Origin of the sequence: Mycobacterium montefiorense, assembly GCF_003112775.1 — a bacterium.
Lineage (GTDB): Bacteria > Actinomycetota > Actinomycetes > Mycobacteriales > Mycobacteriaceae > Mycobacterium > Mycobacterium montefiorense.
Genome location: NZ_BFCH01000002.1, coordinates 98,091 through 117,885 on the forward strand (window position 1 = coordinate 98,091; position 19,795 = coordinate 117,885).

Annotated in this window: 19 protein-coding genes; 12 read left to right on the plus strand and 7 right to left on the minus strand. The window is 65.3% G+C overall.

Annotated elements, in window-relative coordinates; translation table 11 throughout:
- Window positions 1-408 precede the first annotated feature (408 nt).
- Window positions 409-1,170: an Rv3717 family N-acetylmuramoyl-L-alanine amidase gene (locus tag DB708_RS01475; RefSeq protein WP_201263390.1), complete on the minus strand. Its 762-nt coding sequence runs from the start codon at window positions 1,168-1,170 to the stop codon at window positions 409-411.
- A gap of 98 nt (window positions 1,171-1,268) precedes the next feature.
- Between DB708_RS01475 and DB708_RS01480 the strand changes: the two genes are divergently transcribed.
- The gene (locus tag DB708_RS01480; protein WP_108920182.1) at window positions 1,269-1,628 is read left to right on the plus strand and encodes a YbaB/EbfC family nucleoid-associated protein; all 360 of its coding nucleotides are present in this window, start codon (window positions 1,269-1,271) and stop codon (window positions 1,626-1,628) included.
- A gap of 13 nt (window positions 1,629-1,641) precedes the next feature.
- Entirely contained in the window at window positions 1,642-2,253 is a 612-nt protein-coding gene (gene recR, locus DB708_RS01485; RefSeq protein WP_108920183.1) for a recombination mediator RecR, read from the plus strand.
- A gap of 15 nt (window positions 2,254-2,268) precedes the next feature.
- On the opposite strand, the gene DB708_RS01490 is transcribed toward recR, so the two are convergent.
- From DB708_RS01490 to DB708_RS01505, 4 genes are all read right to left on the minus strand, one after another.
- The gene (locus DB708_RS01490; protein ID WP_108920184.1) at window positions 2,269-2,940 is read right to left on the minus strand and encodes a C39 family peptidase; all 672 of its coding nucleotides are present in this window, start codon (window positions 2,938-2,940) and stop codon (window positions 2,269-2,271) included.
- 122 nt (window positions 2,941-3,062) lie between these two features.
- Entirely contained in the window at window positions 3,063-3,506 is a 444-nt protein-coding gene (locus DB708_RS01495) for a hypothetical protein (RefSeq protein ID WP_108920185.1), read from the minus strand.
- 2 nt (window positions 3,507-3,508) lie between these two features.
- Window positions 3,509-4,216, minus strand: a complete 708-nt coding sequence (locus tag DB708_RS01500; RefSeq protein WP_108920186.1) for a type 1 glutamine amidotransferase — start codon at window positions 4,214-4,216, stop codon at window positions 3,509-3,511.
- Window positions 4,209-5,489, minus strand: a complete 1,281-nt coding sequence (locus DB708_RS01505; protein WP_108920187.1) for a Mur ligase family protein — start codon at window positions 5,487-5,489, stop codon at window positions 4,209-4,211. Before DB708_RS01505 ends, DB708_RS01500 begins: the two co-directional genes overlap by 8 nt.
- Before the next feature lie 172 nt (window positions 5,490-5,661).
- Between DB708_RS01505 and DB708_RS01515 the strand changes: the two genes are divergently transcribed.
- Complete coding sequence (locus DB708_RS01515; protein WP_108920188.1) at window positions 5,662-6,663, plus strand: DEDDh family exonuclease; 1,002 nt, start codon at window positions 5,662-5,664, stop codon at window positions 6,661-6,663.
- Window positions 6,664-6,705: 42 nt separating this feature from the next.
- On the opposite strand, the gene leuA is transcribed toward DB708_RS01515, so the two are convergent.
- Window positions 6,706-8,577: a 2-isopropylmalate synthase gene (gene leuA / locus DB708_RS01520; RefSeq protein ID WP_235616575.1), complete on the minus strand. Its 1,872-nt coding sequence runs from the start codon at window positions 8,575-8,577 to the stop codon at window positions 6,706-6,708.
- Window positions 8,578-8,819: 242 nt separating this feature from the next.
- On the opposite strand from leuA, the gene DB708_RS01525 reads away from it, so the two are divergent.
- The 5 genes from DB708_RS01525 to DB708_RS01550 all read left to right on the plus strand — a co-directional run bounded on the left by DB708_RS01525 (window position 8,820) and on the right by DB708_RS01550 (window position 14,837).
- Complete coding sequence (locus DB708_RS01525) at window positions 8,820-10,085, plus strand: aspartate kinase (RefSeq protein WP_108920190.1); 1,266 nt, start codon at window positions 8,820-8,822, stop codon at window positions 10,083-10,085.
- Window positions 10,086-11,132 (plus strand): aspartate-semialdehyde dehydrogenase, encoded by a 1,047-nt coding sequence (locus tag DB708_RS01530; protein ID WP_108920191.1) that lies wholly within the window; start codon window positions 10,086-10,088, stop codon window positions 11,130-11,132. It begins immediately after the preceding gene.
- 7 nt (window positions 11,133-11,139) lie between these two features.
- Window positions 11,140-12,291 carry a DUF4185 domain-containing protein gene (locus tag DB708_RS01535; RefSeq protein WP_108920192.1) on the plus strand — a complete coding sequence of 384 codons (1,152 nt, stop codon included), beginning with the start codon at window positions 11,140-11,142 and terminating at the stop codon, window positions 12,289-12,291.
- A 140-nt stretch (window positions 12,292-12,431) separates the two neighbouring features.
- A complete protein-coding gene (locus DB708_RS01540; RefSeq protein WP_108920193.1) occupies window positions 12,432-13,916 on the plus strand; it encodes a putative alpha/beta hydrolase in 1,485 nt (494 codons plus the stop codon).
- A gap of 615 nt (window positions 13,917-14,531) precedes the next feature.
- Complete coding sequence (locus DB708_RS01550) at window positions 14,532-14,837, plus strand: hypothetical protein (protein WP_201263391.1); 306 nt, start codon at window positions 14,532-14,534, stop codon at window positions 14,835-14,837.
- A gap of 86 nt (window positions 14,838-14,923) precedes the next feature.
- Here the strand turns inward: DB708_RS01550 and DB708_RS01555 are convergent, their stop codons facing one another.
- Window positions 14,924-15,724: an MlaE family ABC transporter permease gene (locus DB708_RS01555; RefSeq protein WP_108920195.1), complete on the minus strand. Its 801-nt coding sequence runs from the start codon at window positions 15,722-15,724 to the stop codon at window positions 14,924-14,926.
- Window positions 15,725-16,398: 674 nt separating this feature from the next.
- Here DB708_RS01555 and DB708_RS01560 point away from each other — a divergent pair.
- The 4 genes from DB708_RS01560 to DB708_RS01575 all read left to right on the plus strand — a co-directional run bounded on the left by DB708_RS01560 (window position 16,399) and on the right by DB708_RS01575 (window position 19,719).
- On the plus strand, window positions 16,399-16,773 hold the full coding sequence (locus DB708_RS01560; RefSeq protein WP_409347544.1) for a hypothetical protein: 375 nt from the start codon (window positions 16,399-16,401) through the stop codon (window positions 16,771-16,773).
- 220 nt (window positions 16,774-16,993) lie between these two features.
- Window positions 16,994-17,392 (plus strand): hypothetical protein, encoded by a 399-nt coding sequence (locus DB708_RS01565; RefSeq protein WP_108920197.1) that lies wholly within the window; start codon window positions 16,994-16,996, stop codon window positions 17,390-17,392.
- Window positions 17,393-17,554: 162 nt separating this feature from the next.
- Entirely contained in the window at window positions 17,555-19,006 is a 1,452-nt protein-coding gene (locus DB708_RS01570) for a catalase (protein ID WP_108920198.1), read from the plus strand.
- A gap of 65 nt (window positions 19,007-19,071) precedes the next feature.
- Window positions 19,072-19,719 (plus strand): sensor domain-containing protein, encoded by a 648-nt coding sequence (locus DB708_RS01575; RefSeq protein ID WP_108920529.1) that lies wholly within the window; start codon window positions 19,072-19,074, stop codon window positions 19,717-19,719.
- Window positions 19,720-19,795 lie beyond the last annotated feature (76 nt).

Below are 19,795 nucleotides of genomic sequence, written 5' to 3' on the forward strand. Positions count from 1 at the left end.
GCATGATTTGCCGCTTGGCTAACCGCTTCACCATGGGCACTGATATCTGCGAAAGCTCACTCCGGGCGGTGCCGCTGGTCGTCGTTGACCCTCGGCTCGAGGCTGTCCTTGTCGGCGCCGACGAATTGTTGCTCACCAGTACTCCCCACACGTCTAATCGACATGAGTGGAACAAACGCTAGTGGAAAAAATCGGGCACTAACAAGGTTTCGGCAAAGTTCGCGATCTTCGCTCGGCGTACGGCGCCGTATTTTGCCCGGCCAATTTCGCGTTGCGAAAGTGCCAGCGCCGCAAGTGATCCCGCCTCCTAGCCGGCAGGAGCGAAGATCCTGCAAAGTCCTGTCCAGGCTACCGACTGTAAGGCGTGGCCGCCACCCGGACAGTCATGCTGCAGCCCCGCCCCGGGGTTCAGCGCGCCTGGCCCTGGGTGGCCAGGAAGCCCGCGACGCCCCGGACAAGCGCGTCGGCGTACTTCTGGCGACCGTCCGCGGACTCCATCAGAGCCGAATCGACAGGGTTCTTCATGTTGCCGCACTCGACCAGGATCGAGGGGTATTGCGCCAGGTTGAGACCGGTCAGATCCGAGCGTCCGTACAGCCCGTTCTGGCCGATGTAGGTGGCCGGCGGGATGCCGGCGGCCGCCATCTGGTCGCGCATGATCCGCGCGTACTGCACTGACGGGCCGGCCTGCACCTGGTTAAGCGGCGGGGCCGAATAGTTGACGTGGAACCCGCGCCCCGACGATGGGCCGCCGTCGGCGTGGATGCTTAGGATCGCGTTGGGCCGCAACGAATTGGCCATGTTGGCGCGCTCATCGACACACGGCCCCAGCGCGTTGTCGTTGCCGCGGGACAATGCGGTCCTGACACCGAGTGCTGTCAGCGCGGCCCGCACCCGCAACGCGGTGTCCCAGGTGAACGTGTGCTCCATATAGCCGGTGTTGGTCGCGGTGCCGCTGGTCTGACAATCCTTCGTGCCGCCGCGACCGGTGGTCACCTGTCGGCCGATGGACGCGTCATTCGCGCCGTTGTGGCCGGGGTCAATGAAGACCACCATGCCGGCGATGTTGGAAGGGGTTGCGGTGGCGGTCGGGATAATGATCGTCGAAACAGCAACAATCATGCCGACGAGCGTCCGGATCCCGACACGCCTGCTCACTGGTAGGTCCACGGCGCAAAGGTAACGCCGCGCAGTCTACGCTGGGTGTTTCGAATCGCCCGACACCCACAGGCGAAACCAACTCGAGACCAAGATGCGAGGGGATTGTCATGCAACCCGGAGGCGATATGTCGGCGCTGCTCGCCCAGGCGCAGCAGATGCAGCAAAAGCTAATGGAGGCTCAGCAACAACTCGCGAACGCCGAGATCCGCGGTCAGGCCGGTGGCGGCTTGGTCGAGGCCATCGTCAAAGGCAGCGGCGAGGTCATCGCGGTGAAGATCGATCCTTCGGTCGTCGACCCCTCGGACATCGAGACCTTGCAGGACTTGATCGTCGGCGCCATGGTCGATGCTTCCAAGCAGGTCACCCGGATGGCACAGGAGCAGTTGGGGTCATTGACGGCCGGCTTGGGCGGCCCGCCGGCCCCCCCGGCTCCCCCCGGCTCGCCGACTCAGATCCCGGGGCTCTAACTCACTTACCGCCATGTTCGAGGGACCGGTCCAGGATCTGATCGACGAGCTCGGCAAGCTGCCGGGTATCGGGCCAAAGAGTGCGCAGCGCATCGCTTTCCACCTGTTGTCGGTCGAACCGCCGGACATCGACCGACTCACCGCGGTGCTGTCGAAGGTCCGCGATGGCGTGCGCTTTTGTGCGGTGTGCGGCAACGTTTCCGACGACGAGCGTTGCCGGATCTGCGGCGATCCGCGCCGGGATGGCTCGCAGGTGTGTGTCGTCGAGGAGCCCAAGGACGTCGCGGCCGTCGAGCGCACTCGCGAATTCCGCGGCCGCTACCACGTGCTGGGCGGTGCGCTTGATCCACTGTCCGGCGTGGGCCCCGATCAGCTGCGGATCCGCGAGCTGCTGAGCCGCATCGGTGAGCGAGTCGACGGTGTGGACATCACCGAGGTGATAATCGCGACCGACCCCAACACCGAGGGGGAGGCGACGGCTACCTACCTGGTCCGGGTGTTGCGCGACATCCCCGGTCTGACGGTCACGCGAATCGCGTCCGGGCTGCCGATGGGCGGCGACTTGGAGTTCGCCGACGAGCTGACATTGGGGCGCGCGCTCACCGGCCGCCGGTCCATGGTCTGATCGCTGGGCCGTCCGTCACGTCGTCACGACGGCGAAGTTGTCGCTGGCGGCCCACGCTTCTTCGAATGTCGCGAGGGAAACCTGCTCGTCGCGGCCCGTGCGCACGCCGCTGTCGTTGAGGTGCACCACACCGGCGTCGGTGTCGATACCGATGACCACCACGAAGTGGTTTTCCCTGGTGCGATCGCCGGGCCTGTTCCAGATGACGTTGTCGTTCACCCCGATGATCACCTTGCGCCCGCGGTCCAGATCGCGCGCCAGCGCGTCAGTGTCGGGGTGCAGTGCGTCGGCGTGGATGCCGTAGTGCGCCAGTAGCGGGACGATGTCGCGATTGCTCGTCCGGCCGCCGGGGTGGTAGATCGGCCCGGGGTGGGCGGCGCTCGGGATGTTTTCGGCCGCGCCGGTGATCTCTTCCTCGCTGGGCTCGTGCCCGCTGATCTGGCCGATCACGTCGGCCACCGCCATCTCCCCACAGTCGAGTTTCTGTTGCTGATAGCGCCAGTAGGGTGCGGCGGCGGCGGCCGGGTCGCCATGCATCCCGGCGGCGATGTGTGGGGCAGGCACCCTCGGAGCGGCGTTGGCCACACCGGTGATTCCGATCGCCCAGCCGGCGGCGGCCGCGGTCAACAACGCCACGAGTGCGCCGAGGCGTGCCGTCGGGACCACGGTTCCTGCGGTGCTCGTCATCGGAGCCCCTTTCTCGAGCCGCCGCGAGACGCGTCGGTGTCGAGGAAAGGATTCGATATGGGCCTATAAGGAACCTTGTTGTGCAGGTAGGGCCGAGTACTCGCCGGCCGCGAGCCGACGGTTCAGACCTTGCTCAATTGGAATGGTCTGGTAAAGGTCTTGCCCGGCTCTGCACCACACGCGTCGGACGTCGTCGTCTGCTGGCCTTCGCCGGCAAGCGACACGGCATCGAAGCTGTAGTCGACGGTCACCGGGGCCGATGCCCCGTTCGGGCACGGCGCCTGGGCCGTGCCGGTGTGAGTCCATCGTCCATTCGCCAGGTGGAATTCCCAGCTGATGACGAATGTTCCGCCATCTTGCGAGGTCGCCAGGATGCAGTCCGATCCGCACGGGACGAAAAGCCAGGCCGTCGATTTGTCGTTGTCCGCGTAGCGCACGTTGTACCGGCCGTTCAGGACTTCGGGGTTGGCGTTCGCCGGTGTTGACGACGTGATGAACGCGGCACCTGCCAGCAGTGCGGCACCGGCGGCCAGTCTCGGGCTGATCTTCGTCGTCGCTGCTCGCACGGCTAGCGCGCCGCCAGTCGTTCGCGGCGCAACAGGTCCACTTCGGGCAGCTCCAGCGGTGTTAGCTCGCCCACCACCTTGCTCAGCAGCAGGTCGGCCAGCTCCGGGTTGCGGGCCAGACACGGCCCATGCATGTACGTCGCCACGACGCTGCCCTGAATCACGCCGTCAAAGCCGTCGCCGAGCCGATTGCCGGCCCCCTTGACGACCGCGCCCAGCGGTGCGGCGGCGGGGCCCAACACCGTGCCGCCGCGGTGGTTTTCAAAGCCGGTGAGCTGCCGGGTCAGTCCGGCCAGCAGCGGCTTGCTCACCAGCTCGCCGATCTTGCGCGCATCCTGCGGGGAGGTCGTCGCGTCCAGCATGCCCACACCGTCGACCCGCTCCCCGGACGACGTCTCGTACCAGTGCCCGAGCACCTGGACGGCGGCACAGATCGCCAGCACCGGCGCGCCGCGCTCCGCCGCGCGCTGCAGGCCCGGGTAGCGCTGCAGGTGCCGGGTGGCCAGCCGCTGCGCGTAGTCCTCGGCGCCGCCGAGGGTGTACAGGTCCAAGGATTCCGGCACCGGGTCGGCCAGCGTGATCTCCACGATCTCGGCGTCGATACCCCGCAGCCGGAGCCGTTGGCGCAGTACGACCGCGTTGCCGCCGTCGCCGTAGGTGCCCATCACGTCGGGCAGCACCAGCCCGATCCGCACCGCCGATTCAGCCATGCCGGGTCAGTGCTCGGTGCAGCTGCAGGAAGGCGGTGTAGTTGGCGACGACCTCGACTCGCCCCGGCGGGCAGGACGCAATCGCCGCCAGGGTGTCGTGCACCAGCGTGTGCTCGACGCCGGCGTACCCCAACCGCACCGCCAGGTCGGTGCCGCGTTCGCCGGCGGCCACCACGGCGGTCTCCTCGCGCTGCGGCTCCTCGCTTGATTCGCCTCGTGGCGCACGAGGCTCACCAGCGAGATGCTCGAAGCGCACATCCCACAGCCACGACAGGTCCTCGCCGTCGGGCACCTGCCCGTTGACCGAGATGACCACCCCGGCCGCGTGCTTGTCGACCATCGACAGCGCTTCCTGCCAGCCGGCCGGGTTCTTGGCCAGCAGAATTCGCGCGTCGTGCTGGCCGACCCGCACGGTCCGGTAGCGACCCGCGACCTCGTCGACTCCCGACACCGCGGCGACGGCTTTCGCGGGGTCGGCGCCCAGCGCGGCGGCGGCCGCGACGGCCTGGGCGGCATTGCCCCGATTCACCGCGCCCGGCAGCGCCAACCGCATCGGCAGGGCCAGCCCGTCGGGTCCATACAACGTGTCCTCGTCGAACCACCACTGCGGGCTGGGCCGTTTGAAGTCCGCGCCGGTGGAATACCAGTGGCCCGGGTCGCGGACGATCACCTCACCGCTGCGCGGGCAGCTGACCGAGTCGTTCGTCCACCCGCCGCCGGCAGCAACCCACACCACGTTCGGGCTGTCGTAGGCTGCCGACGTCATCAGCACGTCGTCGCAGTTGGCGACGACGACCGCATTCGGGTGGCGGGCCAGGCCGGCCCGCAGCGTGCGTTCGATGACGTTGATCTCGCCGACCCGGTCCAGCTGGTCGCGCGACAGGTTGAGCAGCACGATGACGCTGGGCTCGACGGCATCGGACACGTGCGGCACGTGCATCTCGTCGACTTCCAGCGCCGCCAGCCCGGCGCCGCGGTCGGCGGCTAGCGCGGCCACCAGGCCAGCGTCCATATTGGCGCCTTCGGCGTTGGTGGCCACCGACCCCAGCGTGCCCAGGGCCGCCGCGGCCATCCGGGTGGTCGTGGATTTTCCGTTGGTGCCGGTGACGACGACCGTGCGCCGTCCCGCACCGAGCTGGCGCAGGATCGAGCGGTCCAATGTCATCGCGACCAGGCCGCCGATCATCGCCCCGGCGCCGCGCCCGGTCACCCGCGATGCCCAGCGCGCGCTCGTCCCTGCGGCGAGGGCTAGACGCGCACGGGTGGTGACCACCCGCGCAGTTTAAGGGCGATCGCCAGCGCGGCGCTTTTTGCCGGGTGCAGCGGGTCGCCCTGATCAAGTCGAGGGCGATCGCCAGCGCGGCACCTTTTGCCAGCTCGAGTTAACGGCCGACACGGCTGCGCAGCGACCGGATGATGTCGGTTAGACGTGCCATTCTCAGTTCATGAGCCCCAAAAATCCGACGCCCTGGGGCCGGCCCGCGAGCGATCCGGACGCGGGTTGGGCCGTCATCGACGTCGAAACTTCGGGTTTCCGGCCTGGTCAGGCCCGGATCATCAGCCTTGCGGTGCTCGGACTCGACGTCGACGGCCGCGTCGAGCAATCCGTCGTCAGCCTGCTCAACCCCGGCGTCGACCCCGGCCCCACCCACGTACACGAGCTGACCGCCGCCATGCTGGAGGATCAGCCGCAGTTTGGCGACATCATCGGCGACGTGATCGGGGTGCTGCGCGGCCGCACGCTGGTGGCGCACAACGTCGCATTCGACTACGCATTCCTGGCCGCGGAGGCCGAGCTCACCGCCACCGAGTTGCCCGTCGACAGCGTCATGTGCACGGTCGAGCTGGCCCGGCGACTCAATCTGGGCGTCGAGAACCTGCGGTTGGAGACCCTCGCCGCGCATTGGGGCGTGATCCAGGAGCGACCGCACGACGCCTTCGACGACGCGATGGTGTTGACCGGGGTTCTCGCGTCGGCGCTCGCCCGCGCCCGCGAACGTGACATCTGGCTGCCGGTGCATCCGGTCACCCGGCGCCGCTGGCCCAACGGCCGCGTGACCCATGACGAGCTGCGCCCGCTGAAGTCGCTGGCATCCCGGATGCCCTGCCCATATCTCAACCCGGGGCCTTATGTCCGCGGCCGGCCACTGGTCCAGGGCATGCGGGTGGCGCTGGCCGCCGAGGTGCGGCGCACCCACGAGGAGCTCGTCGAACGGATCCTGCACGCCGGGCTGGCCTACACCGATGTCGTCGACCGCGAGACCTCGCTGGTGGTCTGCAACCACGATGCCCCCGAGCAGGGCAAGGGCTATCAGGCCCAGCAGCTGGGGGTTCCGGTGGTATCCGACGCCCAGTTCATGGACGGCGTCGGGGCCGTGATCGGCGGCACCAACATGGAGGAGTTCGTCGACGCTACGACGGCCGACGACCAGCTCGCGTTGTTCTAGACCGAACCTTGCGGTGCACGCGTTCCTCGACGCCCAGCGCCGCTAGCCGCGCGATGCGCGGTTGACCGCGGACACCACAGCACGCAGCGAGGCGGTGGTGATCGACGGGGCGATGCCCACCCCCCAGACCGTGCGGCCACCCACGGACGCCTCCACGTACGCCGCGGCTTGCGCGTCGTCGCCGGAACTCATCGCGTGCTCGGAGTAGTCCAGGACGGCGACGTCAAACCCCACGTCTCCCAGCGCGTCGACGAACGCGGCGAGCGGGCCGTTGCCGGAGCCGCCGATTTCGGTCTCGGTCCCGTTGATCTTGACCGTCGCGGCGATCCTGGTGGTGCCGCCGTCCTCCTCGGAGGCATCGACCCGCTGCTTTATCCGCTCCAGCGGCATGATCGGCGCCAGATACTCCTCGGAGAACGCGTCCCACATCTCCTTCGGCGACACCTCGCCGCCCTCGCCGTCGGCGATCTTCTGGATCACCTGCGAGAACTCGATCTGCAGTCGTCGCGGCAGGGCCAGACCGTGGTCGGCCTTCATGATGTAGGCCACCCCGCCCTTGCCGGACTGGGAGTTAACCCGGATCACCGCCTCATAGGTGCGGCCGACATCGCGCGGGTCGATCGGCAGATACGGCACTTGCCAGAGCATCTCTTCGACATCGCTGTCCGCGGCGTCGGCGTCGGCCTTCATCTGGTCCAGGCCCTTGTTGATGGCGTCCTGGTGGCTGCCCGAGAACGCGGTGTAGACCAGATCGCCGCCGTACGGGTGACGCTCATGCACCGGAAGCTGGTTGCAGTACTCCACCGTGCGGCGGATCTCGTCGATGTTGGAGAAGTCGATCTGCGGGTCCACGCCGCGGGAGAATAGGTTCAGCCCCAGCGTCACCAGGCACACGTTGCCGGTGCGCTCCCCGTTGCCGAACAGGCAGCCCTCAATCCGGTCAGCGCCGGCCTGATAACCCAATTCGGCTGCGGCAACAGCGGTTCCGCGGTCGTTGTGCGGATGCAGGCTCAGGATCACCGACTCCCGGTTGGCCAGGTTGCGGCTCATCCACTCGATCGAGTCGGCGTAGACGTTCGGGGTGGCCATCTCCACCGTGGCGGGCAGATTGAAGATGATCGGGTTTTGTGGTGTCGGCGCGATGATCTCGCCAACGGCGTCGCACACCTGCTTGGCGTACTCCAATTCCGTTCCGGTGTAGGACTCCGGCGAATACTCGAATCGCCATTGCGTGTCCGGGTATTTGGCCGCCTCTTCGACGCACTTGCGCGCGCCCTCGGTCGCGATGGCCTGCACCGCGGCGCGATCGGCGCGAAATACCACGCGCCGCTGCAGGATTGACGTCGAGTTGTAGAAGTGCACGATCGCCCGGTGCACGCCCTGGCACGCCTGGAAGGTGCGCTCGATCAGCTCCGGGCGGCACTGCGTCAGCACCTGGATGGTGACGTCGTCGGGAATGGCGCCGTCGGTGATGATCTCGCGAACGAAGTCGAAGTCGGTCTGGCTGGCCGACGGGAATCCGACTTCAATCTCCTTGTAGCCCATGGTAACCAGCAGTTCGAACATACGGCGCTTACGAGCCGGGCTCATCGGGTCGATCAACGCCTGGTTGCCGTCGCGCAGATCCACCGCACACCATAACGGGGCGCCATTGATGACGCGGTCCGGCCAGCCGCGGTTGGCGACCTGGACCTGCTCGACTTCGTCGGCAAACGGGCGGTATCGATTCACTGGCATCGACGAGCCACGCTGGGGGTTCCACGTGGGCTGATCAGATCGGTGCGGGCCCGCGGGCTTTTGGATGGTGCGGGCCTTGACAGGCGACGACGCGTACGCGTCGGGGTGGGCAGGTTCAGGGAAGTTGGTCACGGTAATTGCTCCGGGGGTGTCAGAAGGGGCTTCAAACCGGCGCATCGCGAACACCCGCGACGGGAGGCCGGTCTGGATCAGACCCCGTCGCGGCGTCCGAGAAGGAGCATCCGCTGCACGTTGTGAACTCTACCGCGATCAGCGCCTGGGCGAAAACTACGCCGCATCGAGACCAAAACCGCAGGCTGTGGCACTCGCCATCGGGTCAAAAAACAAGATGCGCCGCCACGTATCCTGTTGTGAACTTGAACCACGTCTGTGGGTGTGGAAGGGCAGGCAGAGAAACAGTGGCGCTCGTCGTACAGAAGTACGGCGGATCCTCGGTGGCCGACGCCGACCGGATCCGCCGTGTCGCGGAACGCATCGTCGAGACCAAGAAGCAGGGCAACGACGTCGTCGTGGTGGTCTCGGCGATGGGTGACACCACCGATGACCTGCTGGATCTGGCCCAGCAGGTGTGCCCGGTGCCACCGGCCCGCGAATTGGACATGCTGCTCACGGCCGGTGAGCGCATCTCCAACGCGCTGGTGGCCATGGCGGTCGAATCGCTCGGCGCCCGCGCCCGGTCGTTCACCGGCTCGCAAGCCGGTGTAATCACCACCGGCACGCACGGGAACGCGAAGATCATCGACGTCACGCCGACCCGGTTGCGGTCCGCGCTCGACGAAGGCGACGTCGTGTTGGTCGCCGGCTTCCAGGGCGTCAGCCAGGACAGCCGGGACGTCACCACGCTGGGCCGCGGCGGCTCGGACACCACGGCCGTCGCGCTGGCCGCCGCCCTGAATGCCGACGTCTGCGAGATCTACACCGACGTGGACGGCATCTTCAGCGCGGACCCGCGGATCGTGCGTACCGCTCGCAAGCTGGACACCGTCACCTTCGAGGAAATGCTTGAGCTGGCGGCGTGCGGAGCCAAGGTGCTGATGCTGCGCTGCGTGGAATACGCCCGCCGGTACAACTTGCCCGTACACGTCCGGTCGTCGTACTCGGACAAACTAGGCACCGTCGTCGTCGGATCGATCAAGGACATAACTATGGAAAGCCCCCTGCTGACCGGAGTTGCGCACGACCGCAGCGAAGCCAAGGTGACCGTCGTCGGGATTCCGGACATCCCCGGCTATGCGGCCCGGGTCTTTCGCGCCATCGCCGAGGCCGACGTGAACATCGACATGGTGTTGCAGAACGTGTCCAAGGTCGAGGACGGCAAGACGGACATCACGTTCACCTGCTCGCGCGACAGCGGGCCCACCGCGGTGGCCAAGCTGGACTCACTCCAAGACGAGATCGGCTTCACCCAACTGCTTTACGACGACCACATCGGCAAGGTGTCGCTGATCGGTGCGGGCATGCGCAGCCACCCCGGCGTTACCGCGACCTTCTGTGAGGCGCTGGCCGCCGTAGGCGTCAACATCGAGCTGATCTCCACCTCCGAGATCCGCATCTCGGTGCTGTGCCGCGACACCGAACTAGATAAGGCCGTCGTGGCGTTGCATGAGGCGTTCGGGCTCGGCGGCGACGAGGAGGCCACGGTGTATGCGGGGACGGGCCGTTAGATGGTTGCAATAGGGGTAGTAGGCGCCACCGGTCAGGTGGGCCAGGTGATGCGCAATCTGCTCGACGAGCGCGATTTCCCGGCGACGACGGTGCGGTTCTTCGCGTCCGCCCGCTCGCAGGGCCGCAAACTGCCGTTCCGCGGCCAGGAGATCGAGGTTGAAGACGCCGCGACGGCGGACCCGACCGGCCTGGACATCGCGGTGTTCTCGGCCGGAAAGACGATGTCACTGGTGCAGGCCCCGCGGTTCGCTGCAGCCGGGGTGATTGTGATCGACAACTCCTCGGCGTGGCGCAAGGACCCGGATGTGCCGTTGGTGGTGTCGGAGGTCAACTTCGCCCGTGACGCCGCTAACCGGCCGAAGGGCATCATTGCCAACCCGAACTGCACCACGATGGCCGCGATGCCGGTGCTCAAGCCGCTGCACGAGGAAGCCGGGCTGCAGCGTCTGGTGGTGTCGAGCTATCAGGCGGTGTCCGGTAGCGGGCTGGCCGGTGTCGAGGAGCTGGTGACGCAGGCGCGTGCGGTCATCGACGACGCCGAGCAACTGGTGCACGACGGGCGGGCCCTGGATTTTCCGGCGCCGAAGACCTACGTCGCGCCCATCGCGTTCAATGTGCTGCCGCTGGCCGGGGCGTTGGTGGACGACGGCTCCGAGGAGACCGACGAGGACCAGAAGCTGCGCTACGAGAGCCGCAAAATCCTCGGCATTCCCGAGCTGCTGGTAAGCGGGACCTGCGTGCGGGTTCCGGTGTTCACCGGGCACTCGTTGTCGATCAATGCCGAGTTCGCCCGGCCACTTTCGCCGCAGCGGGCGGCCGAACTGCTCAGTGTCGCACCCGGCGTGAAGGTCGTGGACGTACCAACCGCTTTGGATGCCGCCGGAGTCGACGAATCGCTGGTCGGCCGGATCCGCCGCGACGAAGGGGTGCCGGACGGGCGGGGACTCGCGCTGTTCGTCTCGGGGGACAATCTGCGTAAGGGTGCCGCACTCAACACCATTCAGATCGCCGAGCTGCTGGCCTCGGAATTGCAATCGGCATTGTGATCCGCGGGTGAGGTCCGCTCACACTCGCCTCGGTGCGCGGTACCCGCTATTGGTCGCGTTGGCAGTGTGTGTGGTTGTCTCACAATCTGTTTGGGTCGTGCATGCAGATCCTCCGGCACCCGCTCCGGGGCCAATCGTGGCACCGCTGGCGCCGGGTCAGGTGCTGCGAATCGGCCCGACGGCCGGAACTGGCACTCCCACAAAGGATTACGGAATCGGAGCCACAGATCTCTGTGAATTCCTGGAGTTTCCAACCGAACTGCTGCAGGTCTGCGGCGACAGCTTCGCCGGACAGGGCGTGGGGTTCGGCGGCTGGTATTCGCCGGTCGCCCTGCACGTCGATACCTCGTCGGTCGATGATCCGGCCGGGGTGCGCTACACAGGCGTCACCGGGATCAGCAAGCCGCTGCTGGCCGACCCCGCGCCCCCGGGTGACTCACAGTTGCCGGCCGGTGTGGTGCAGATCAACCGGCGCAACTACCTGATGGTGACGACCACGAAGGACCTCGCGCCGCAGAGCTCGCGGCTGGTGACGGCCGAAGCGGCGCGCGCCGGTTGGCAGACGGTTCCGGGGTCCACGCGCGACAGCTCCTTTCAGGGCGGCTCCCAGACGCAGATCAGCGGGTACTACGACCCGATCCCGACCGCCGATTCGACGACGGGGTGGGTGTACATCGTGGCCAACAGCTTCACCCGCAGTCAGCCGGTGGTGCTGTATCGGGTTACGCCGCAGAACTTCACGGACCGGTCGCGCTGGCAGGGCTGGGCGGCCGGGCCGGGCGGCGGGTGGAACAAACCACCGACGCCGTTGTGGCCCGATCAGGTGGGCGAGATGTCCGTCAGGCAGATCGACGGCAAGGCGGTGCTGTCTTACTTCAATGCCAGCACCCTCAACATGGAGGTCCGGGTGGCGGACGGCCCGACGGGGTTGGGCGACGCTCCGGTGACCACGGTGGTGCAGCACGACGAGTGGCCGGAGCCGGCGGAAAGCCTTCCGCCACCTACTGATAACCGGCTGGCACAACCCTATGGCGGGTATATCTCGCCCGGCTCCACGCTCGACGAGCTACGAATCTTTGTCAGCCAGTGGGACACTCGCGCCCGGGTGGCCGCGCCCTATCGGGTGATCCAGTTCGCGGCCAACCCGTTCAAGCCTTAGTCAGAGACCTTTCGTGGCCTCCGGCACCTCCCATCCTGAACGCCATTTTGCAATCGGCGACCAGTCCGTCGCGGTAGTCTTACGGCCAGCAGGGGAGGGGTGGCGATGTTACGCAACGCCGCAAAACTGCGGGTTGCGCGATGCAGCTCCGCTACATAAGCATTCCGCTTCTGGTCGCAGAGGCCGGCGGTGATCCCTGGAAACTCAATCAAAGCCTGCAAACTGGCCGCCCCGCTCAGATTTCTGACCTTGCCGAGGCGTTTCACGCCGCGGGTGTCTGTACGGCGGAGTCCAGCAAGGCCTTCGAGGAAGCCCGTCGCCGCTTCGAGGCCTCGTGGAACCGGGAGGGTGGCGAGCACCCGATCAATGATTCCGCTGAAGTGCAGCGGGTGACGAAGCTGCTCGGTGCGCAGTCGCTGCAGTTGCCCAAGATCGGGGTCGACTTGGAAAACATCGCCGCCGCACTGGCCGAGGCACAAAAGGCCGCGGCCGGACGGATCGCCGCTCTCGAGACTCAATTGCAGACGCTCGACAACATGATCGGCCAGGCGGTGGAGATGGAGAAAGACCCAACCCTCACCGCCGCGGATAGACAAACGCTGAATGCGTTTATCACCGGCCGTGAAGACGATGCCATCCGCGACACCAAGGCCGCGGTCGGCGATCTGCAGTCAACCCGGGACACCTACACGCGATTACTGCATCAAGCGCAAGCAAACGGAAACCTCAGCCCACAGGAGGCTGTCCTCACCACCGAGTTCAAGCCTGCCGACTTCGGCGAAGGCCAAGGAGATCCGCCCGGCGATCCCAGGATCACCGGTCCAGCCGGCCAGCCTCAACACGAGCAGAACACCTACGACCTGCAAGACCAATTCCAAGACGGCCAAGGTCCCATCTTCGGTGGCGATCCCCGAGATGGCTTGCCCCGGAGTCCGGCTTCCCAGCTGGCCCAAGGCCCCCCGGGCACCCGGCCGCTGCCGACGGGGACCGCGCTCGGGCCAGATGGACACCGGTACGCGTTTTTCAGCAACCCAGACGGGAGTGTCCAAGAAGGGGTCAACCAGTTCGCGACCAACGGATCTGTGTGGGATTACACGGATCCCGCTCATCCCGTGAAAGTTGGTGACCTGCCAGGGATATTCCAGGCAAGCGGCGCTTATGACCCTGCCACCGGACGGATGGTGATCGTCGGCAACACCAGCAACAGGACGGGCGATCTCAACCGCGGCCTGTGGGTGTCCGGACCAATCGACCCGGCTAACCCCAACGGCTGGGTCACTTCGTTGCAGCCCGCCGGCAATGTCAGCCTTCCCGGTGATCGTGAAAGCCAACTGGTTTCACTCAAGGGCGGCGGTTTCATGCTTGTCGGCGCGACCAACGGCGACGCGGTGCAAGCGATAACTGCGGCTACCCCACAAGGACTGATTACCGCTGCGCCGGTTCCGCTGGTGACCCAGGGTACCCTCCCGAGCGTGTACGGACCCACCGTCACGGGCACCACGCTGGATCCGGTGACAGGGCTCGAGACGATTCAAATGCGGGTAAGCACTTGGCCTTTCAACCCGGCCGATCCGAATTTCTACGACCCCAACACGTGGACGACAACCTTTACCGTCCAACACTGAGTAGAAGGCGGCGTCGCATGCTGATACGGATGGCCATTGCTGTAGCAAGCGGGACCTTCGCGATTCTGGGGCTGGGCTCTTGCCACGCCGGAAATGTCGTTGCGACAGCAGCGCCTCCAAAATTCCCCGACCTCAACGCCTTTCAATCAATCAATCCCGTGCCGTACACAATGCACTTCGGGCGGGGTGGCGGCGGGGTATTTTTCGCAACCCCCGACGGATTGCAGTGCGGATGGGGTTCGCTGGCTAACGGGCCGGCAGATCACGTCAGTGCCGAGTGCAACGGGCCACTACCGGGCCTGCCGGAAAACGCTCCCCGTGGACAAGCTGGCTGCGAAAGGGTTGGAGTGGCAAGCTCGCTGCACTCGGATCTGGGCCCCTACGGTTTCTATCAAGGCACCTGCCCGGTCATCACCGCGCCTGTGCTGAACGTCGGTCAAAAAATCACTGCCGCAAACACCACCTGCTTGGTGGGTGCGGACCGACTGACTGCTTGCATCGACCCAATCACGAATCGCGGGTTTGTACTTCAATCCTCCGGTTCGTGGACCTTTTAAGAGCGGTCATAGCATGTGGCAAACATCCCTGTCGTGATTCTGCCAGTGTGAAGGTAAGATGTCCTCCGTGAGTTGTAATCGCGGATCGACGTTGGTAGCGGCCATTGGCGCCGTCGCCTTTGTCTTCGCGCCTGCCGCAGCGGCCGATCCCGGCTCGCCTTCTTACGGTCAGGGCAAACAGGCCATTGATGAACAGGTTCAGCAGTACCACGTGCAGTTGAGTCCCAGCACCGACCTGAATCAGTACTGCCAAAAGGTTCTCATGAGCGATCTCAAAAGCGGCAAGATAGCCCGAGTGGATTCTGGACCAGACTTCATAGCCGGTTGTCAGGACGAGGGCCGCGCACTCCTAGCGCCGCAATGAATGACGGCTAGCCCGGCCTCCGGCTGTCGGTGGGCTGCACAGCCCAAACCCGGATAGCGACTTGGGATTACGGCTGATCGACTGCCTCAGCGTCCGGTCCCGAAGCGTACACCGATGCTGCTGAGCACGACGTTGACCGCAAAGAGCGCAAGCACGCACAGCACCACGGTCTCGTTGACAGCCCGGCCAAGTCCGGTGGGTCCACCGCGAGTGGTCAATCCGCGATAGCAGCCGACCAAGCCGGCGATCAGCCCGAACGACGCCGCTTTGATCATGGAGATGATGACCTCCGGCAGCCCGGTGATGGTGGTCAAGGTGGCCAGGTAATCGGCGCCCGAAACGTTTTGCAAGCAAACGCCGAAAAAGTATCCCCCGACCAGCCCCACGGTGATCACCAGACTGTTGAGAAGAGTCGAGATGACGATGGCGGCGACCACCCTGGGGGCCACCAACCGGTAGATGGGATCGATGCCCATACCTTCGATGGCGTCGATTTCTCCTCGGATGGTGCGCGCTCCGAGATCCGCGCAGATGGCGGTCGAGCCGGCGCCGGCCACGACGAGAACGGTGACCGCAGGCCCGAGTTGGGTGACCGCACCGAGAGCTGCCCCCACCCCGGACAGGCTGGCCGCACCGAACTCGGATAGCAGGATGTTGAGGCTGAAGACGAACAGCACCGTCAATGGGATAGACACCATCAGCGTGGGCAGCAAGGCCACTCTCAGGATGAACCAGCATTGCAGGACGAACTCGCGCCAGTGAATTGGTCTACGTACCAGTACTTTTCCCGTCAATGCACACATCAGGAAGAATCCGCCGAATGTCATCAGTGCCGGATGGAGTTGGTCACGCAGGTAGCTGGTGAGGTCGGTCGACTTCGTCGCCATGGTCGGTTCCTCGCGCCGCGATTCGGTAGGGTTTGTGGGCACAGAGCACTGATACGTGAACAGATATTTCAACGCATGCTCAACGGTTATCGCTTGCTGCTAGATTCGGCGATATCTGAATGCGCTCAATGCGCTATCTGGCTGTAAGTAATCGCTGAGCGGACATCGAGAGCCGTGCAACCAGTACTCTCGCCAACTCCGCCCGGGCCGAGGAGAACGTCGACAAGGTAGGTTGTCAGTAGTCGTTATACCGTGTGCCACAGCAATATTGATGTCTCGCGCCCGATATGCAACGGAAATGTATTGGGGGTACGGATGTCTCACGGCGAATGGGTAGTTCGACGCGGTGGATGCGTCAGATGATCGGGCCCGTGGCGAGAGGACGGTTTCGATATCGAGCAATGAGCGCGCGATACCGCCGCCGGATGGCTCGGGGCTCTGTTTCGGCCGCAGCCGCTTTCGTATGGCCCCTGATCATCCGAGCGCCTTGACGACCTCGGCCGGCCGCCTCGGTCGGGCCAGCAGTCAGCCCCGGCGCCAGATAGACCCCCGAACCCGTCGTGGTCACCCGTCACCATTACGATTTCGCCTGGTGAGACGGGGGTTTTGGCTCACAGCTGCTACATAAGTAGCGCATAGCCATAACTATTGTTTACCCCCGCATCATGTGTCTCATGAGTGAAACATCTGAAACCCCCACTGTGCGGTCCTCGACCGCAACTGCGCCGGCAGAGCCGGTGGTTCACAGGCCCGCCAGGGTCTTCCAAGCGGCGGCCTGGGTCGCCATCGCGGCCGGGACCGTGTTCGTCATCGCGGTCATCTTCTTCACGGGCTTCTTGCTCGGTAGGTCGACCGGTCACCACCACCACGGCCACCACCACCACAAGCACCACGCGATGGTGCATCCGCACCGATTCGGCGGTCCGGGTGGCCCGGGCGGTCCGGGCTGGCCCGGAGCCAACCAGCCGGGTGCACCTGCGTCCGTGGCTCCCGGCGCCCCGGGGCCGAGCCAGATCCCGTCGTCGGTCGCTCCGGCTCGCACGCCGTAGCCGCTACGAGGCCACAGACCTCACCTGCTCAGATGCTCGCGGGGTAAAAGGAGGATCCCCGGGGGGCACTAATTCCATACGCAGTAGCCCGGCGCTCACCCGAGCGCCGGGCTGCCAGTGGTTCAGCGAGAGCGCAACCCAGATCGCGTTTGGATGAATTCACAGCAACTTTGTTGCCGGAAATTGTTGCAGCAGTTGCATTCAGGGGCAGTATCGAGACATGAGTGAAACACCTGAACGCGCACCAGCCACGGCTCCACCACCCCAGCGGGCTAAGCCGCCCAAGGTCTACGCGGCCGCGGCGTGGGTGGTGATCGTTGCCGGGATCGTCTTCATCTTGTCGGTCGTCTTCTTCTCCGGCGCCATGATCTTCGGATATCACTACCACCACTGCCACCATCACCACGGCATGATGTTCAAGCCCAGCGGCCCCGCAGGCCCGGGCGGCCCCGCCCAGTGGCAGTACGGCGGACCGGGTGGTCCCGGAATGCCGCCGCCCTATCAGTACGGTCCGCCGCCGGGATACGGACCGGGTGGTCCCGGTGGCCCGATCGCAGGACCGAGTGGTCCGGCTGGACCCGCGGCCCCGTCGAGCAGTGCTCCCGCACCGCGTCCATAGCACCTGAAGACACGCCGATAGCTATGGTCCGGCTCCCCGAAAGGGGCGCCGGACCGTTCGCTTTTGTGCAGTGGAAGCGCATGCCATCGATTTGGGTTCACACTGAATGGGTACACGTCGCACTGCCCTCGGATTCAGCCCATTTAGCGAGGAGATGTCGAAATGACGGAGCACTTCACCACGACCGACGCGGGCATTGCTGCGCCCAGTGACGACCAGTCGCTGACGATCGGTCCCGATGGTCCGATCCTGCTGCAAGACCACTACCTGATCGAGCAGATGGCCCAATTCAACCGGGAGCGCATCCCGGAACGCCAACCGCACGCCAAGGGCGGTGGCGCCTTCGGTCATTTCGAGGTGACCAACGACGTCAGCAAGTACACCAGGGCCGCGGTGTTCGCGCCCGGAACCAAAACCGAGATGCTGGCCAGGTTCTCGACCGTGGCCGGTGAGCGCGGCAGCCCAGACACCTGGCGGGATCCACGCGGATTCGCGTTGAAGTTCTACACGACCGAGGGCAATTTCGACATGGTCGGTAACAACACGCCCGTCTTCTTCATGCGCGACCCATTGAAGTTTCAACACTTCATCCGATCCCAAAAGCGGATGCAGGCAACAAATTTGCGTGATAACAACATGCAGTGGGACTTCTGGAGCCTGTCGCCGGAGTCCGCGCATCAGGTGACCTGGCTGATGGGCGATCGCGGAATCCCCAAGAGCTGGCGGCAGATGAATGGCTACAGTAGCCACACCTATAGCTGGATCAACGCCGCAGACGAGATCTTCTGGGTGAAGTATCACTTCATCACCGATCAAGGTGTCGACTTCCTGACCCAAGAGGATGCCGACCAATTGGCCGGCGAAGAGGGCGATTACCACCAGCGGGACCTCTACGAGTCGATCGAGCGGGGCGATCACCCGAGTTGGACGCTCAAAATGCAGATCATGCCGTTCGAGGAGGCTAAGACCTACCGGTTCAACCCGTTCGATCTGACGAAAGTGTGGCCGCATAGCGACTATCCGTTGATCGAGGTCGGCAAGATGACGTTGGACCGCAACGTCACCGACTATCACACCGAAATCGAACAGGCCGCGTTCGAGCCGAACAACACTGTGCCCGGCACCGGGCTGAGCCCGGACAAGATGCTGCTGGCACGCGGCTTCTCCTACTCCGACGCGCATCGCGCCCGGCTGGGAACCAACTATCGGCAGATCCCGGTCAACACCCCGAAAGTCGAGGTCAACAGCTACTCCAAAGACGGCGCGATGCGGATGACGAACGCGTCGGATCCGGTCTATGCGCCCAATTCCTACGGTGGCCCGCAGGCGGACCCGGCGCGCGCGGCCGAGGTGGGTTGGATGGCCGACGGTCAGATGGTCCGGGCCGCGTGCACGTTGCGTCCCGACGATGACGACTGGGGTCAGGCGGGCACCATGGTCCGCGAGGTCCTCGACGATGCCGGCCGAAACCGCTTGGCTCATAACATCATTGGGCATGTCTCCAAGGGCGTCAAAGAGCCGGTGCTGTCGCGGGTCTTCGAGTACTGGCGCAATGTCGACCCCGATCTCGCAAAGTTGGTCGAGGAAGGCGTGCGGGGCAACGCCGGCCAGTAGCGGACGCCGGGGTGGAGAACTCGGCGTTCGCTGTGGGTCCTCGCCTGGCATGATCAAGATTCATGATGCGGATCACCGCTTGTGCGGTAAGCGCCGGTCTGAGCCTGGGGGTGGCTGCAGGCGCCCCCGTCGCGGCCGCCCATCCCTCGGATCCCGGAGTGGTGTCGTACGCGGTTCTCGGCAAGGGGTCGGTCGGCAATATCGTCGGCGGGCCGATGGGGTGGGAATCGGTGTTCACCGAGCCGGTCCAGGGCTTCTTCGTCGACCTCGCCGACTGCAACAACTGGGCGGATATCGGGCTGCCCGAGGTGTACAACGACTCCGACCTGGCGTCTTTCAACGGGGCCACCGCGCAGACGGCTGCCAACGATCAGACGCACTTCGTCAAGCAGGCGGTGGGCGTATTCGCCACCACCGACGCCGCTGGCCGGGCTTTCCACCGGGTGGTGGATCGCACGGTTGGCTGCTCTGGTCAGACCACCGCGATGCACCTGGACAACGGGCAGACACAAGTGTGGTCATTTGCTGGCGGGCCGGCAACAGCGACCGACGCGAACTGGACCAAGCAAGAAGCAGGCAGCGATCGCCGGTGCTTCAATCAAACCCGGCTGCGTGAAAACGTGTTGCTTCAAGCGAAGGTTTGTCAGGCTGGCAACGCGGGACCCGCGGTTAATGTCCTGGCCGGGGCGATGCAGAACGCGCTGGGGCAATAGTCCGGTGAATTCGGGCCGGGTGGCGAGAACCTGCGGGAACGGGAATATGTCGGGGCGATCTGGAAGATGAAGTGAC